Here is a 13,548-nt window from a genome sequence, read left to right on the forward strand (position 1 = left end):
CTGTCTGTATTTTGTTCTGTCTTTTATTTTATTCTTTCGTGATGTATTCGAGGCGGGCCTGTACTTTTTTCTCAGGGAATTTCTGCTTTATCGCTTCTCTGTATTTTTCTATCTGGGCCCTGTGTTTCTCCTTCTCTTCGCCTGTCTTCCAGTCTATGACGTCGACTCTGTCGTCTTCGATATTTATCAGATCTATCTGTGCTCTGTAGACTGTATCTCCGTCAGGATTGCTGATGGATACCTCGGGGACAAGTTCTCCGTCAAGAGAATCAATTATCTCTTTCACTTCTTTTTCTCCCTTTGTAGAGGCCTCTACGTTTTCCCCCTGTGCATATCTCTCGGCAAATCTGTGGATCTTCAGGCCGTCTTCAGGATCGCCACGTGTAGTTGTATCTGTTACACTGGCGACGGAAGGCCTCTTCTCCTCGGGCTCATCGACTTCAAGTACAGGCCTGTCGTCTTCCTCTGATTCAACTTCTTTGATCTCAGGCTCCACTTCCACAGGCTCCAGATCTATTTCCTCGTAGAAGCGGCTGGCACGTCCTTTCTCCGCAGACATGAAAAGATGGTTCTCTGCTCTTGTCGTTGCCACGTACAGAAGTCTCCGCTCCTCGTCGTACGTCCCTGTAATACATCTTGAGATTATCTCGTAACGCCAGTTATCGTAATTGAAGGCCATATCGGAGTCGTCGAATATTTTCCTTTGCCGTATACCTGCCGGCTCCACATAGTCTATACTTGCTCTCGAGCCCTGGTAGCTGGGAAAGACTCCTCTGTTCAGGCCTGCGATGAATACAGCAGGATACTCCAGGCCTTTCGCCTTGTGCACTGTCTGAATCTTGACGGTGCTCCTGCTTTCGGAGAAATCCACTTCATAAGTCTCTCCTTCCTCGATATTCTCCTCGATAAAGTTTATGATCCGGCCCGTGTTCATGTAACTGCTGATGAAGGTGTTGTTGAGAACTTCTATGATCTTTCCGGAGGCCGCTCCCTGCATCCCGTACCTGTTGAAAACTTTCTCAGCCACTGCCGTCACTGATTCCTCGGATGCGATCTCTTCACGGAACTCTCTCATATCCTTGGGGTACTCCTTTTCATCCAGAATCTTATCCGCCTCATCAAGCGTATAACCGGCCTCTTCAAGAACTACCGCCCAGCCTCTCCTCGAGTCCGAGTTCAGTATACGCAGCCACGCCAGCAAAATTATAGACGGATCTGTCTTGAAAAGCTCGATACCGGCCTCGTATGCAGCCGGAACACCGTACTCACGGGCCTTCTCCTGCAACTCCAGACCTAGACTGCGTGTCCTCGTTAACACAGCTATATCATCGAACTCCAGAGGCCTCTCACCGCCCTCCCCCTCACAGGTGTACTCGGGATTATCGACTATTTCCTGTATAGAAGTTATCACGGCCTCTACTTCGTCCTCGCTTATAATTTTCCTTATAGTTGAATCCTGAAGGCCTTTCTCCGATTCCAGAGAAGTTACATCGACTTCAGCAACGTTCTCCCATCTACTTCCAGGAAGTTCAAGAGTATCCTCCGAGAAATCCAGTATATCCTGACTGGAACGATAGTTTTTCTCCAGAGGGATCTTCTCTACAGTCCCGATCTGGAATCCTACACGTTCCCGGCCTCTATTCAGTTCTTCTCTGAAACGTTCCAGTCTTTCCTGGAAATCCTGAATATTCTCCACTTCAGCGTACTGAAAACTGTAGATTGACTGTTTCCAGTCTCCTACAACACAGATATTCGGCTCTGAGGCCATTAGAAGTGCAAGCTTGAACTGGATCTCGTTAGTATCCTGGAACTCGTCGATCATCATGTAATCGAAGCTTTCATCCTTCCTTACATTCTCATCTTCATGCATAAGCACGTATGTAAACATCATGAGGAAGCTGAAGTTCAGATAGTTCCTGGAAAGACAGAAATCTATGTAGCCGATGAAAAGATCGTGCACAAAATTTTTCAGTTCCTCACGATCCTCCTCAAAGGCCTTCCTGCAGAAATCCCTTCTAACTGATTTTGTGCCTCTGTCACCTCTCAGTTCTTCCTTCTCTGGTGCATCGTCAAGGTACGTCTTCCTGTCAAAGCCTGAAAGTCTGGCCCGTAAACGGCTCTGCTTCTTACCTCTTGAGCCTTCACGAGGACTGTTCTCATCCTGGAAAATCTTCCTGAAACGCTTCCAGTCGCCATCAAGATGTCGACCGGTATCACGGAACCAGGCCTCTCGAGTAGGAACTATTCCCTTCGATGCAAGTGATTTCAAAAGGCTCAGAAGCTCGGAGGAATCGCTTACGATGTGATAGAAATCCCTGTATTCGGAGTGATCTTCACGGAAGCCTCTGTAAAATTCGTCGAACTCCTGTCTTTCCCTTATAGCACTTTCCATCACCTGTGTCTCCTCTGTAATATTTCTGTCCAGGCCTATCATCGAGGGAGCGTCAAATCCATGTCTCTCAAGTACATCCTGGCAGTGGCTGTGGAATGTCGAAATCGGGGCCTCGAAGATCCTTGATTCCTCGACATCGGCCTCTTTCATTATCCTCTCAGTCATCTCCTCCGCAGCGTTACGCGTGTAAGTCGCAAGAAAGATATCCTCAGGCTCCACGCCTTTTTCAAGAAGTTTAACGTAGCGGTGTGTCACTGTAAAAGTCTTTCCTGTACCTGCACCGGCATCTGCCAGTATAACTCCTTCAGTCCTGTCTATAATCTTCTGCTGTTGATCATTCGGTGCGAACTCACTCATCAAGTATCATATCTCTGTTATGTAAATCATCAGGATTTGCATCAAGAGGGAAGCCGTCCTCCATGTACCTATTCAGTTCATCAAGCTTATCTACAACAAATTCCTCAAATCTGTCAAGATCTTCCTTGAAGAAATTGCTGCAGCGATAATCAACGAAGGCCTTTATTATCTGGCCACATCCCTTCCGCACATACTTGTACTCTCCGATCTCCTGCTCGCAGAAGGCCTGAAAATCTTTCGCAAGGCCTGAGTTAACGGCTTTATCTTTATCGAACTGTACATCCATCTCTCTTCCATCGAAAAAGTCTCTGAACTCCTGGCAGCCAAGCTTGTTCAGAACTTTCACTGCATCGCTGGTCTTTCCTTTCTCACGCAGCAGATGCTCGTACATCTCGAGACTTGAGATAAATTCGTTGAACTCCTCTGGTATATACTCGATAGTAACGGCGTTATCCCCGTTGGAATCTTTTCCATCAACAGCGTCCGAAAGATTATCCAGAAAGTTCAGGAAAGTGAACTTCAAACGCTTTCCCGGCATCTGCTGTCTGTGGAAAGTCAGATACATCAAAGCCTGGAAATCAGGCCAGTCAGCGTCCTCATACATCTCCACGTTCGAGGCCTTGACTATGTCTCTGGCGGATTTTTTCCTTCCTGACTTGTAGTCCACCAGATGAGTTGAATTCATTATAAGATCTATTTTTCCTTTGACAGCCATATCAGTATCAATAAACGCCATCTCAGTCAGTTCCGCATCTATCTCCTTCTCAAAGGCCTCTGAGAAAATGTTCTCGTCTTCTCCACGATTGTAGGCCTCGAAACTTGTCTCTTCAACTCCGTGATTATCCAGGAACTGTGAAATATTTTTTATTCCGATAAGAAGCTCTGTCTCAAGCTGTTCAAGGCTGTATTCGTCCATGAACGGAGTCATGTGCTCGATCATATGCTGCAGTATTTCCTCGTCGTCAAGCTGCTTTACATATTCGGGGTAGTTGGCGTAGAACTCGGCGTAGTCGTGGAAGATATTTCCTTTCTCCTTTTTGTCGTCCTCGATGTCGGAAGTAAGTCTGCCGAAGTAGTACACTCTTGGAGAAAGCACGAGATCGTTCAAAGCGGACTGACTCAACGCCTTTACCTCTCGGGCCTCTACACCCATATCCATGTGCTGGAATCCGCCTGTATCCGTGTCATCTGCAGGCCTGTAGTACTCGTGATCTAGATCTGTGAAGCTTTCCACATCTCTTTTCAGAAGCTCGTTCAGGTGGTAGCAGGGTGTTATCTCCCTGTTAAGTTCTCTGTCCTGCACCATGAATACCTGCTGTTCACCGCTCTGTATCATTGAACAGAAATTGTTCCTGTTCTGTACTGCCTCGGCCTCTCTGTCCCTCCAGGGCCTGTCGCCTGTGTCACGGGTCCAGTCCGAGCCCATCCCTATGAAAAATACGACAGGCCTGTCAACAAAGCTTACTGAAGTAGGATCAGCGAATAAAACACCGTCAGTTGTCTCTGATGTCGCGGGATCAAAAGACTCGAGGAAGAACTCAAGATCGCTGAGACTGTTCTGTGAGACCTCTCTGTCCATGAGATCAAGTTCTTCAAGTATAGTTTCGACCTCATCCATATCTCCGCCGCCCATCTCACGTAGCTTCCGGACAACCTCCCCGAAGTCGAGGAACTCCAGAACATTCAGGAACTCCTGCACCTCTTCAAGGCCTGAAGTCTCTGAAACAAGCCTGTTATCCTTCCTGCGGGATATATCAACATCCATCTCATCCAGTACAGGCCTCACATCCTTCACACGGACGTTTCTGGTAGAAAGACCTATTCTGAGAAGACTCACAAGATTCCTCAGATCCTCATCCTCCGAAAAACCTTTCTGAGTCAGGAAAGGAATACTTTCTGCCTCGAAAGAGGCCTCGATCATTGATTGATACTGGCTGTCGGGATGGACAACTACGGCAGCGTTCTCAGGCCCGATATTTTTGATGTTCTCGGTCAGAGACTTCACGATATCTCCTTTTGACTCGAAGATTCTGAAAGGAGGAAGCTCGTGTTCTCCGCCTGTGAAAAGATCTATCTCCCTGTAGTTGTCTGGTAAAATTTTTTTATCCAGATTGTTGAAACTCTGAAGGCCTATAACTGCGGTCTCACTGTATTCCTCGGATGTAGTATAGTTTTCCATCGCTCCGAAAGCTGTAGAGGCCTCCTTCAGTGTTTCTATAACTGTGTCCACAGCCTCTGTCTGGAATCCGCTGTACTTTTTGATCGCCTCTATGTCCCCGGTGTGCTGCCAGCATTCAACGACATTTCTCAACAGGTAAGCGGCCTGCCTCCAGCCCATATCCTTCTCGTTCACAAGCCTCAGGAAGGTCTCCTGTCTCTGCTCCATATCAGGCCTCTGAACAAGCCTTCGAGGTGTTGAAGCGAACTCTCCCAGCACCGGTTCATCCAGTCGGGATGTAAGTGCATCGGCAAGGGATGCATCGGTCGTCAGTACAAGGCCTTCTTCCTTGAGGTCTTCCACTTGAGAAAATATTCTGTCCACCGAAGCCGTCTCTGGTATCTTCACTGGATAAAGATTTCTCCGTAGCATTTATCGTTGTTTCGATTCATGCATCGAAAAGCTCTAAACAGTTCAGATAAACAAGATCACATGGACGACAAAATCAGGATCGAAGGCACAGAATATACTCTTACAGGAATGAGTGAGGCCTTTCACACACCTGAGAAATTCGAGGCCTCCGCACACAGTACCGGAAGCTTCTATCACATTCAGGGCTCCTGTTTAGAGAGTGTGGAAACTGATGCCGGGTCAGAAAGTCTGGCATACACAGTATCAAACGGTTCTGAATACGTACTTCATCACTGGAGTCCTGACAGAGAACAGGGCCTGCTTGAGGACCAGTCAGGCCTGAAATGGCTCTACGATGCAGAAAGCGACATAACAGCATACTTTGATGGACAAAACTACGTCGCAGCCCACAATCCTGATATAGCAGATTTCTGGGATGATATCATCAACGGAGAATGGATGCGGGAGTTCGTACCTGATGCTGTAGACGATGGGATGCATCGACTTCATCCGGAAGTACGGAGACGTGTAGAAAGAGGCCTCTAGAGAGATCTTTTACAGAGAGTTCTGGAACTTGCTGTGAAGTCTGCCTGCAAGTTTTCGTGCCTGTTTAACATCAAGATCTACTGCTCTTGCATCTCCACCGATCAGGCTGCTTCCTGCAATATCAACAGTAACTGTTGAAAGATCCCAGAGCCTCTGTGAGACGGTAGATGTCGTTATAACGTTTTGAGTCCTGTAGTAAGGCACTATAACTGTTTCACGTTTCCAGAAACCGTTCCGTGCGACAAAATGATTCTCTGTCTCTGCATAACCTTTATGCACCCATTTTAGAGATGCTGCAAGGCCTGAAGCAATCAAAAGCACTACAGGCAGAATATAACTGAAGTATCCTGCTCCGAAGTAGAGGCCCAGACAGATGATGCCTGATAGGATCATATACCGCGTGAAATATCTTTTCAGGCCTCTTTCAGGGATCTTCTCCAGCTCAAATTTTTCTACATTGTCTATTTCCTCTGAAAACTCGATGATACGTTTCCTTGTGGATAGAGGGATAGCGAGTTCTGGTCCTTTCTCTGAAGTTGTCTGCTGGGAGTATCCTGCTGTCTCTATGCTTAAACTGGCTCTGTCTATCACTCTCTTGAGAGGATTGTCCTCTATGACAAGCTTCTGAAGTTTTCCAAGAGGAATACTTCCCTCTGAACGATTGAAAAGTCCACGCTCGTACTCCAGAGTATCTTTCTCCCGCCACAGCCTGTAATCGTAGTAACGTGTGACTGTGGATACAAAATTAGTGGCGAAAACTATAATCAGGCCCAGGAAAAGTACAAGTGAGAGGCCGGGGACAAGTGCCACATTAGCCTCGTCCAGTACCGGAGCGAAGGATGTGGCAGAGAATCCTGTAAGGCCTAAAAGAAGGAACACGACTCTTTCATCTATAGATGTCGCTCCCAGCAACAGGAGTTCGCTTTTATCGATGCTGTAAAGCAGTTCACGCTCGTCATCCTCCTCTTCATCTTCTTCAGAGGCCTTGCTCTTCTTTTCTCTTATGATCTTCTTGATATCCTCTGACTGTTCCAGATTGATGTACTTGAAAGAGGCCTCCGTCGTTTTTCCTCCCGCAGTCTCAAGTTTGACGACAGCTATCCCCAGAATTCTGTGGATAAGATTTCTGTTTACATCAACGTTCTGGACACGTGAAAGAGGTATCTCACGTTCGTTCCTTCGTATAACACCATGCCTGATATTAACGCTGTCTTCCGAAAAAGAGAACTCGAAGTTCCTCCAGTAAAGATAGCTGTAGACAGCTGAAAGACCCAGAACAGCGAAAAATACCAGTGCACCGCCCAGAAAGTTAAGCTGCTGGAGGCCTCCTGTTGAAGTGAACAATGCAACTGCAGCTAACTTGACTGCGCTGTTGACTGCTCTGTACGGTATAGACAGCTTTGAAAGTTTCATACTCCGTCCCTGTCCTCTGATTCAATCGCAAGATCGCGAAGCTTCTCCTGCATATCCCTGGCATCTTCAGGAAGAAGGCCTGGAATCGTGACATCAGCCCCACGTGATCCTGCCGTGTAGACAACTACCTTGGAAAGGCCTAGAAGCCTGTCTACAGGAGATTTCTGGGTGTCAACGTGCTGGATGCGTACATAGGGCACCATGGTTTTGACACGTGTGAAAACTCCACGTTCAAGGTACATGTGATCGTCACGTAAAGTGAAGCGCCATGCACGATAACGCACATAGCCTAAAATTATTGATAGAACAATCAGGAAACTGAATACTCCTGTGAAAACATCTGCGGGAGGATAACTTCTGAAGTACCATGTCACTGCAGCTGCAAGACCGGAGACAACCGCTGAAACAAGTATGAACGTTCCGATCCAGACCGGTAGAATCTTTTTCTCAGGCTTTCTCATAAATTTTTCAAGGCCTCTGCCCTGTTTTTACTTGAGTAAATTTTTAATTTCATTCGAGATGAACCGTTAGATGTTTGAGTGTTTCCCGACAAAAATTTCTTCGTGTAGTAAAATAATGTCAGAAAATGCTGTAATAGGAGATAAACGTGTTTTAACTGCAGATTTCCTACCGAACAGGATGGTGCACAGAGGCCATGAAAGACAGGAAATCGCCGATGCATTGAGGCCTTTAACGGAGGATCAAAAGCCCAGGAACGTTCTTCTGTACGGTCCTCCAGGAACAGGTAAGTCGACGATGGCGCGTTACGTTGTCGAGAGGATGCAGGAGCATATGAGCCTGGCCTCCGGATACGCCAACTGCTGGCGCTACCCATCCAGATTCAAACTGTACCATACTCTTCTCCAGGACATGGGAGAAAAAATGATCCACAGGACAGGCACTCCGACGGATGAACTTGTTGACAAGTTCGAGGAAAAAGTCAGGCGAAGGCCTGCCGTAGTCGTACTGGATGAAGTAGATCAGATAGAGGACGAGAGAATCCTTTACGATATGGTGCGTTACAACAGGACAGGCCTGATAATGATAGCTAACAACGAGAATGTTTTCTACGATCTCGATGAAAGAATCCGCTCCTCACTTTCATCCAGAAAAAACATTCGATTCCAGGCCTACACCGAGGAAGAGATAATGGATATACTGCGGGATAGAAGACAGTGGGGTCTCAGAGACGGGGTGATCAACGATGAAAGTCTCCGAAAAATCGCCTCACGTGCGAACGGAGATGCAAGGATGGCGATCAACAGCCTCAGAATCGCTGCAGAGGAAGCTGAGAAAGAGGCCTCTGAACAGATCACGGCAGAATACATAGAGGAGGCAGTTCCACAGGCCCGTGACATGAACGAATCAGAGTCTCTTGAGAAGCTTAACGACGATCAGAAAATTCTTTATAACGTCATAAAGGAGGAAAATGAGATCAGGCCACGAAATCTGTATGACAGGTATCGTGAAGAAGTTGAGAGGCCTAAAGTTGAGCGTACGTTGAGAAACTACCTGCAGGAGATGGAGAAATACAGACTTATAGAATCGAAAGGCAAAGGAACAGGTACAAAATACGTCCTGAAACAGTAAAAACTTCTAGAGGCCTGTGAAATCATTCAGGCCTGTTTTAAAGTATTTAGAGAGCTCCTTGTTTTTATTTGTTTCTTTTTGGTGGTGACGCTATAATATATAGCTGGAGATTAAATGTATGTATCACGGAAAGTTCAGGTCTAGGGAAATCGGGGGATTTTCTCTGGGCTGTTGCAGGAGTTCGAGGGGGTGTATCGGAGTTGCTGAAATATATCTCAGGAGAGGGGACTGTATCCCGAAGTTTTGTACGTAATTCAGATGAGAGCCGCCGCCACAGAAATCTGATAGAGAAACTGGCATCGGCATATATCCGTTCAGGATTCGATATCAAAGCCGATCATATATCCAGTTTTGATACCCCGCCGAAGTTTTCCATGGTGATGCCAGATATATTCGCGGAAAAAGACGGCAAAAAAATCATTATAGAGGTGGAGACACGGAACTCCATAGGCACTGACAGGGATAGAAGGCAGAGAAGAGTGTTCGGCGAATGGGCGAAGAAGGACAAGGATCGTGATTTCCGCAGAGAGATAACTCTTTAAATCGCTTCTTGCAGCCTTCACAGGCCTGGAACTTTTTTGCGGAACTGCGGAAAGTTCCGGAGTTGTTTAAATAGGGAGGCCTCCGCATAATTGCATACAGGCTAGGAAAAAAGATAATTCTCCTGGCGCCTTACCGAACCCAGAAGAGGAAAAGCGGGGGGAGGGGATCCAACCCCCTTTTTCTCAGAAAACCAAGGAGGTGAAATTTTTTGACTGCGACAACAGGATTCGAAGAACTTGATCTGAAAAGCGGAGACTACATACTCCCTGACGACAGGAAAGCTAGTATAGGCCTCAGAATAAGAAGAGCTATACCTTTCCTGAGTAAAGGCCTCTAGAAAAAAGGTTTTTTCTTCTACTATTTTCTCCTCTGTTTCTGCAGTTCTTCAGGTATCTTGGCAGGGCTGGATCCCATCTTAACTTCGAGTATCTTGTCTGATGGGTAGAACGTGTTAACTTCGTTTTCGTCTCTTATCCAGACGCCGTCTTTCCTTACATCGATGAAACGTACATGGCCGTAACTGGTCTTGAACTGTTTTTGGCCTCTATCAGGAGTCTCCACAACGACGGATATCTCGCGTTCGCTGGAGACATAGTCAGGGATGTCTGGCATAATAAGTCCTTGAGGCCTGGATGTTGAAAAAAGAGGCAGTGGAAAGCTTAAGTTGAGACAGTTCAAATAACAGTCCATGGATGTAGCAAAAGTTATCTACAGGGATGAAGATGACAGGAAGAAGGAGATCGAGACAGGAAAACAGATTCCTGGGAAAAACGGTGTAAAGGCCTCTTCAGTAGAGATAGATGAAGAAGGAGAATGGGTGATGATACATACTGAGGACAGATCCGGCAATGAGGGAAGCCTGATAATTCCCCGTGAAAGAATACTTTTGATAAACGAGGGACGTGTCTAGAAAAATTTTTTACCGCATGAAATACGGAGTGGAGCGTTCAAACACTTCTTTTAACAGGCCTTCTCCCAGACTGGAGTTGTTTTCTTCATCGTATTCTCTGAGCTTTTTCTCATGTATACGTCCGTGTTCCACAGCTTCGATGATTCCTTCAGCTGATACTTCCGGGATGTAGGGTACAAGATCGAGATAGTAAATCTTCTCTTCCTCAATCAGATTTCTGTCGATCATCTTCCTGGCCTTATTCTTAAGTTTCTGTGAGGCCTTGCGGGAGTTTTTAACGAAGTAACCTACAGCAGATTCAGGGTAACCGAGGAAAAGTCCTTCAGAGCGTGCTGTGTGGTATGGAGAGTCTTTTTCGACTTTGTCGAGCATCTGGAATCTATCCAGGTCGCGTGCGATGTAGTACTTGTGATGCATCTCTGTCTCAAAACTCAGGTGCTCCATATCCGTCAAACTCAGGAAATCCTCAATCAACGACTTCTTCCCGCTGTCCATAAATTTTACAGAGGCCGCCGGCTTCTCTCCTATAGCCAGTAACGCCAGCGAGACACGTGTATCCAGATCCAGCCTTGGAACAGCATCCTCCAGCAAGAAATCATCAAGACTCTCCGACATAAGAAACAGGTTTAACACCTTAAAATTTCAACCTTTCCCCTCAACAACTTTTCCTCAACTTGACTTGCTGGAGCTTGTATGAAGACCTCTGCTTTTTATAGAATAAAGATAACGGATTTCACTCCCTGTTAAAGGCCTGCTGTAGTACCGGGCCTCCGCAATTCTTCCCTCAAGAGCTCGTTCACTGGCACTGTAACTATCCATATCATCATGGCCAAGTGTTCCTGTATTGGTGTTCACTACTCTTGAAGTAGTTGTTACTTTGGACATGACCTGTTCGCCATTGAAGAACATCCTGGAGGTACCCGTATTATTTTCATGAGTGATGGTGTACATGTTCCAGCTATCAACGTTATCTGCAGTATAGCTTCCTATCTTGTAGTATCCATCCTTCGTGTTCTCAAGCACGTATCCTGACCACCCGCTTTCATCGCCATCAGGATGGATTATGAATCCGCTTGCTGATCTGTCTGACCATCCTGCTCCGGTAGCGTTCCATGTGCTCTGAGCTGAATGCATCCATACATTCACAGTGAATGAAGGGCTTGTCCTGTAATCATGTCTTATCCTGCCATCCACACCGTCAAAACTGTGGGAATTTTCTCCCAGAAGGCCTTTAGCTCCCTGTGAAACACCGCCTAATAAAGTTCCATGATTATCTCTCCCTGAATGATCATAGGCCTCTCCCGAAGTCCCGGTAAGCGGCCAGTATCCTGTCAAAGTCACAGTGTATCATCTGGCGAAATTTCTGAAGGTTTTTCCAGCTGATACAGCGCTTTTATCTCAGGAGTGCTTAAAGGCCTGTCGTAAATCCTTAATTCATCCATGCTTCCTATTATCGGCTGGTAGTTTGTCGGAGGTGTTCTCTCACCGATATAGGTTTTCTCTGCACCTGCAGTGAAATCAAGAATCCATTCGCCTTCTTTAACTCCATCAACGAACACTTTGAAGCTGTTTCCCTGTTTCCTAACGACGTAATGATGCCATGAACCATCGAAAGGTATCGTGAAGCTTGATTTCTGATAGATATCTGCAACGCTACTATGAAGATCCAGTTTAGGATCAGATGGTTCATACTGGACAGCAAAGTATGTGGCCTGATCGCTGCCAGAAGCTGACTCCGAGTACATCGTTGCATGTCCATCCGGCCCTTTATCGGTGTGCGCCGCCCAGAAACTCAGAGTGGCATTCTCCATCGAAGGAATTCCTATAACCTCTCCAAGTTCCAGGGCGTCATCGCTGCTGTCAAAAGCCAGAGCAGTTCCATACTTGCCGGACACCCAGTCCCCATCAGTAGTCCCATCGTTACTCATCACTTCATCTGTTACTGTTGAACCCGAACCCGAGTCCATAGGATAGTACGCGACAAGGCCTTCAGTCAGGGAACCGTGAAAATACCCTTGCTGTAAACTCCCGCCACGAGAAATATTGTCAGCTACAGTTCCTGCTGAATCCTCCGGACTTCTGAAATCATCACCGTTCCAGTTTAACTTCGGCATCTAAAACAAGTATAGGCCTCGGACAGTTTTTAATTTTCCCGCAGAACAGGGAAATTTTTTAACGAAAGACCCAGAAAACAACTGTATGAGCACATTTCTCGCAGAACTGGTGATGACTTCCCTGACAGTGGTAGCGCCAGGCCTATACTTCCTGCTATTTGTAGAGCCGGCAGAAGGCCTGAAAGGGTACAGATACAGATTTCTGGAGGAAAATGGTGCACTGGAATCAATCAACAACGCTGCCACAGTCGGAGTAATCGGCTACATGATTTTCATCCTGTCAGTCCCTGCATTGAATGCTTTCTTCGGCACAGTATTCTCTCTGACGGTAACACAAGCTGTGAACTCTATGGGGACAGTGCTTCAGGTATTTACGCTGATTATACTTACTTTACTGAACACTACGCTGGCATATCTGGGCCTCAGAAAATAATCATTCGCTGTAAAGCGGATCGTTGAATATCTGTCCCAGAATCTTCGCTCCTGTATCTATCCCGAGATCTTCATCTATCTCCAGGATTTTCTCCTCTCTTTTCTTCCCGAGTTCTACAGCCTCAACAATATTTTCTTCCTCAGGCCTTGGAACATAGCTTACAAGCTCCAGATACTTCAGATCTTTCTTCCTGATCACGCCTTCCGAGACAAGTTCCTCTGCCTTCTCACGTGTAGGCCTCTCGATATGGCCTTCAACAACATTGCTGGCGAAATACTCCACATCGTCTTCAGGATAGCCGAGGAATTCTCCTACACCCTCATCTGAGAATCCGTAGAAACGTCCTTCAGTACTTTCCAGTTCTTCAAATCTTTCGCCATCACTTGCGATAAAGAATCCTCCTTTGAAAAGCCTAGAATCCCTACGCAGAATCTTATCTAAAAGGCCTCTTTCACCTTCTCCGCCCGTGTAGATATACTCGAGATCGAACTCTCTGCAGAAATCTTCCAGGATGTTCCTGTCCTTCATATCAGGGTTCATTATCAGCACTCCAGGCCTCTCCCCGATCACGAGGAGGTAAAGAGCCAGTTTCTCGTCCTGGACGACGGCATCATTCAGGCGGTGCTGGAAGTAGTCCTGCACAAGTTCTGGTTCCATAGCTTCAGTTTAACTTAAAAGGGT

Annotated in this window: 15 protein-coding genes; 6 read left to right on the plus strand and 9 right to left on the minus strand. The window is 46.5% G+C overall.

The window, feature by feature from the left end; genetic code table 11:
• Positions 1 to 28 precede the first annotated feature (28 nt).
• Together ACK3SF_RS02925 and ACK3SF_RS02930 are read right to left on the minus strand one after the other, a co-directional pair.
• Entirely contained in the window at positions 29 to 2,749 is a 2,721-nt protein-coding gene (locus tag ACK3SF_RS02925; RefSeq protein WP_414838333.1) for a UvrD-helicase domain-containing protein, read from the minus strand.
• A complete protein-coding gene (locus ACK3SF_RS02930) occupies positions 2,742 to 5,291 on the minus strand; it encodes a PD-(D/E)XK nuclease family protein (RefSeq protein WP_414838334.1) in 2,550 nt (849 codons plus the stop codon). Before ACK3SF_RS02930 ends, ACK3SF_RS02925 begins: the two co-directional genes overlap by 8 nt.
• A gap of 108 nt (positions 5,292 to 5,399) precedes the next feature.
• Here ACK3SF_RS02930 and ACK3SF_RS02935 point away from each other — a divergent pair, with 108 nt between their 5' ends.
• Complete coding sequence (locus ACK3SF_RS02935; protein ID WP_414838335.1) at positions 5,400 to 5,864, plus strand: hypothetical protein; 465 nt, start codon at positions 5,400 to 5,402, stop codon at positions 5,862 to 5,864.
• Between the two features lie 9 nt (positions 5,865 to 5,873).
• On the opposite strand, the gene ACK3SF_RS02940 is transcribed toward ACK3SF_RS02935, so the two are convergent.
• A complete protein-coding gene (locus ACK3SF_RS02940; protein WP_414838336.1) occupies positions 5,874 to 7,277 on the minus strand; it encodes a PH domain-containing protein in 1,404 nt (467 codons plus the stop codon).
• Positions 7,274 to 7,738 (minus strand): PH domain-containing protein, encoded by a 465-nt coding sequence (locus ACK3SF_RS02945; RefSeq protein ID WP_414838337.1) that lies wholly within the window; start codon positions 7,736 to 7,738, stop codon positions 7,274 to 7,276. The genes ACK3SF_RS02940 and ACK3SF_RS02945 overlap by 4 nt, the downstream gene beginning before the upstream one ends.
• A gap of 115 nt (positions 7,739 to 7,853) precedes the next feature.
• Between ACK3SF_RS02945 and ACK3SF_RS02950 the strand changes: the two genes are divergently transcribed.
• From ACK3SF_RS02950 to ACK3SF_RS02960, 3 genes are all read left to right on the plus strand, one after another.
• Complete coding sequence (locus ACK3SF_RS02950; RefSeq protein ID WP_414838338.1) at positions 7,854 to 8,867, plus strand: Cdc6/Cdc18 family protein; 1,014 nt, start codon at positions 7,854 to 7,856, stop codon at positions 8,865 to 8,867.
• A 68-nt stretch (positions 8,868 to 8,935) separates the two neighbouring features.
• Complete coding sequence (locus ACK3SF_RS02955; RefSeq protein WP_414838339.1) at positions 8,936 to 9,409, plus strand: hypothetical protein; 474 nt, start codon at positions 8,936 to 8,938, stop codon at positions 9,407 to 9,409.
• A gap of 209 nt (positions 9,410 to 9,618) precedes the next feature.
• Positions 9,619 to 9,747 (plus strand): hypothetical protein, encoded by a 129-nt coding sequence (locus ACK3SF_RS02960; RefSeq protein ID WP_414838340.1) that lies wholly within the window; start codon positions 9,619 to 9,621, stop codon positions 9,745 to 9,747.
• Between the two features lie 20 nt (positions 9,748 to 9,767).
• On the opposite strand, the gene ACK3SF_RS02965 is transcribed toward ACK3SF_RS02960, so the two are convergent.
• On the minus strand, positions 9,768 to 10,022 hold the full coding sequence (locus ACK3SF_RS02965; RefSeq protein WP_414838341.1) for a hypothetical protein: 255 nt from the start codon (positions 10,020 to 10,022) through the stop codon (positions 9,768 to 9,770).
• A gap of 76 nt (positions 10,023 to 10,098) precedes the next feature.
• On the opposite strand from ACK3SF_RS02965, the gene ACK3SF_RS02970 reads away from it, so the two are divergent.
• Positions 10,099 to 10,320: a hypothetical protein gene (locus tag ACK3SF_RS02970; RefSeq protein ID WP_414838342.1), complete on the plus strand. Its 222-nt coding sequence runs from the start codon at positions 10,099 to 10,101 to the stop codon at positions 10,318 to 10,320.
• Between the two features lie 9 nt (positions 10,321 to 10,329).
• On the opposite strand, the gene ACK3SF_RS02975 is transcribed toward ACK3SF_RS02970, so the two are convergent.
• Genes ACK3SF_RS02975 through ACK3SF_RS02985 form a run of 3 tightly spaced genes read right to left on the minus strand, consistent with a single transcriptional unit; the run spans position 10,330 to position 12,434 of the window.
• Positions 10,330 to 10,935: a hypothetical protein gene (locus ACK3SF_RS02975; RefSeq protein WP_414838343.1), complete on the minus strand. Its 606-nt coding sequence runs from the start codon at positions 10,933 to 10,935 to the stop codon at positions 10,330 to 10,332.
• Positions 10,936 to 10,989: 54 nt separating this feature from the next.
• Positions 10,990 to 11,661, minus strand: coding sequence for a LamG-like jellyroll fold domain-containing protein (locus ACK3SF_RS02980; RefSeq protein WP_414838344.1), 672 nt, complete (start codon positions 11,659 to 11,661; stop codon positions 10,990 to 10,992).
• On the minus strand, positions 11,658 to 12,434 hold the full coding sequence (locus ACK3SF_RS02985) for a LamG-like jellyroll fold domain-containing protein (protein ID WP_414838345.1): 777 nt from the start codon (positions 12,432 to 12,434) through the stop codon (positions 11,658 to 11,660). The genes ACK3SF_RS02980 and ACK3SF_RS02985 overlap by 4 nt, the downstream gene beginning before the upstream one ends.
• Positions 12,435 to 12,519: 85 nt before the next feature.
• Here ACK3SF_RS02985 and ACK3SF_RS02990 point away from each other — a divergent pair, with 85 nt between their 5' ends.
• The gene (locus tag ACK3SF_RS02990; RefSeq protein ID WP_414838346.1) at positions 12,520 to 12,867 is read left to right on the plus strand and encodes a hypothetical protein; all 348 of its coding nucleotides are present in this window, start codon (positions 12,520 to 12,522) and stop codon (positions 12,865 to 12,867) included.
• Here the strand turns inward: ACK3SF_RS02990 and ACK3SF_RS02995 are convergent, their stop codons facing one another.
• Entirely contained in the window at positions 12,868 to 13,524 is a 657-nt protein-coding gene (locus ACK3SF_RS02995; RefSeq protein ID WP_414838347.1) for a hypothetical protein, read from the minus strand.
• Positions 13,525 to 13,548 lie beyond the last annotated feature (24 nt).

The organism is Candidatus Nanosalina sp. VS9-1 (genome assembly GCF_047555085.1).
Taxonomy (GTDB): domain Archaea; phylum Nanohalarchaeota; class Nanosalinia; order Nanosalinales; family Nanosalinaceae; genus Nanosalina.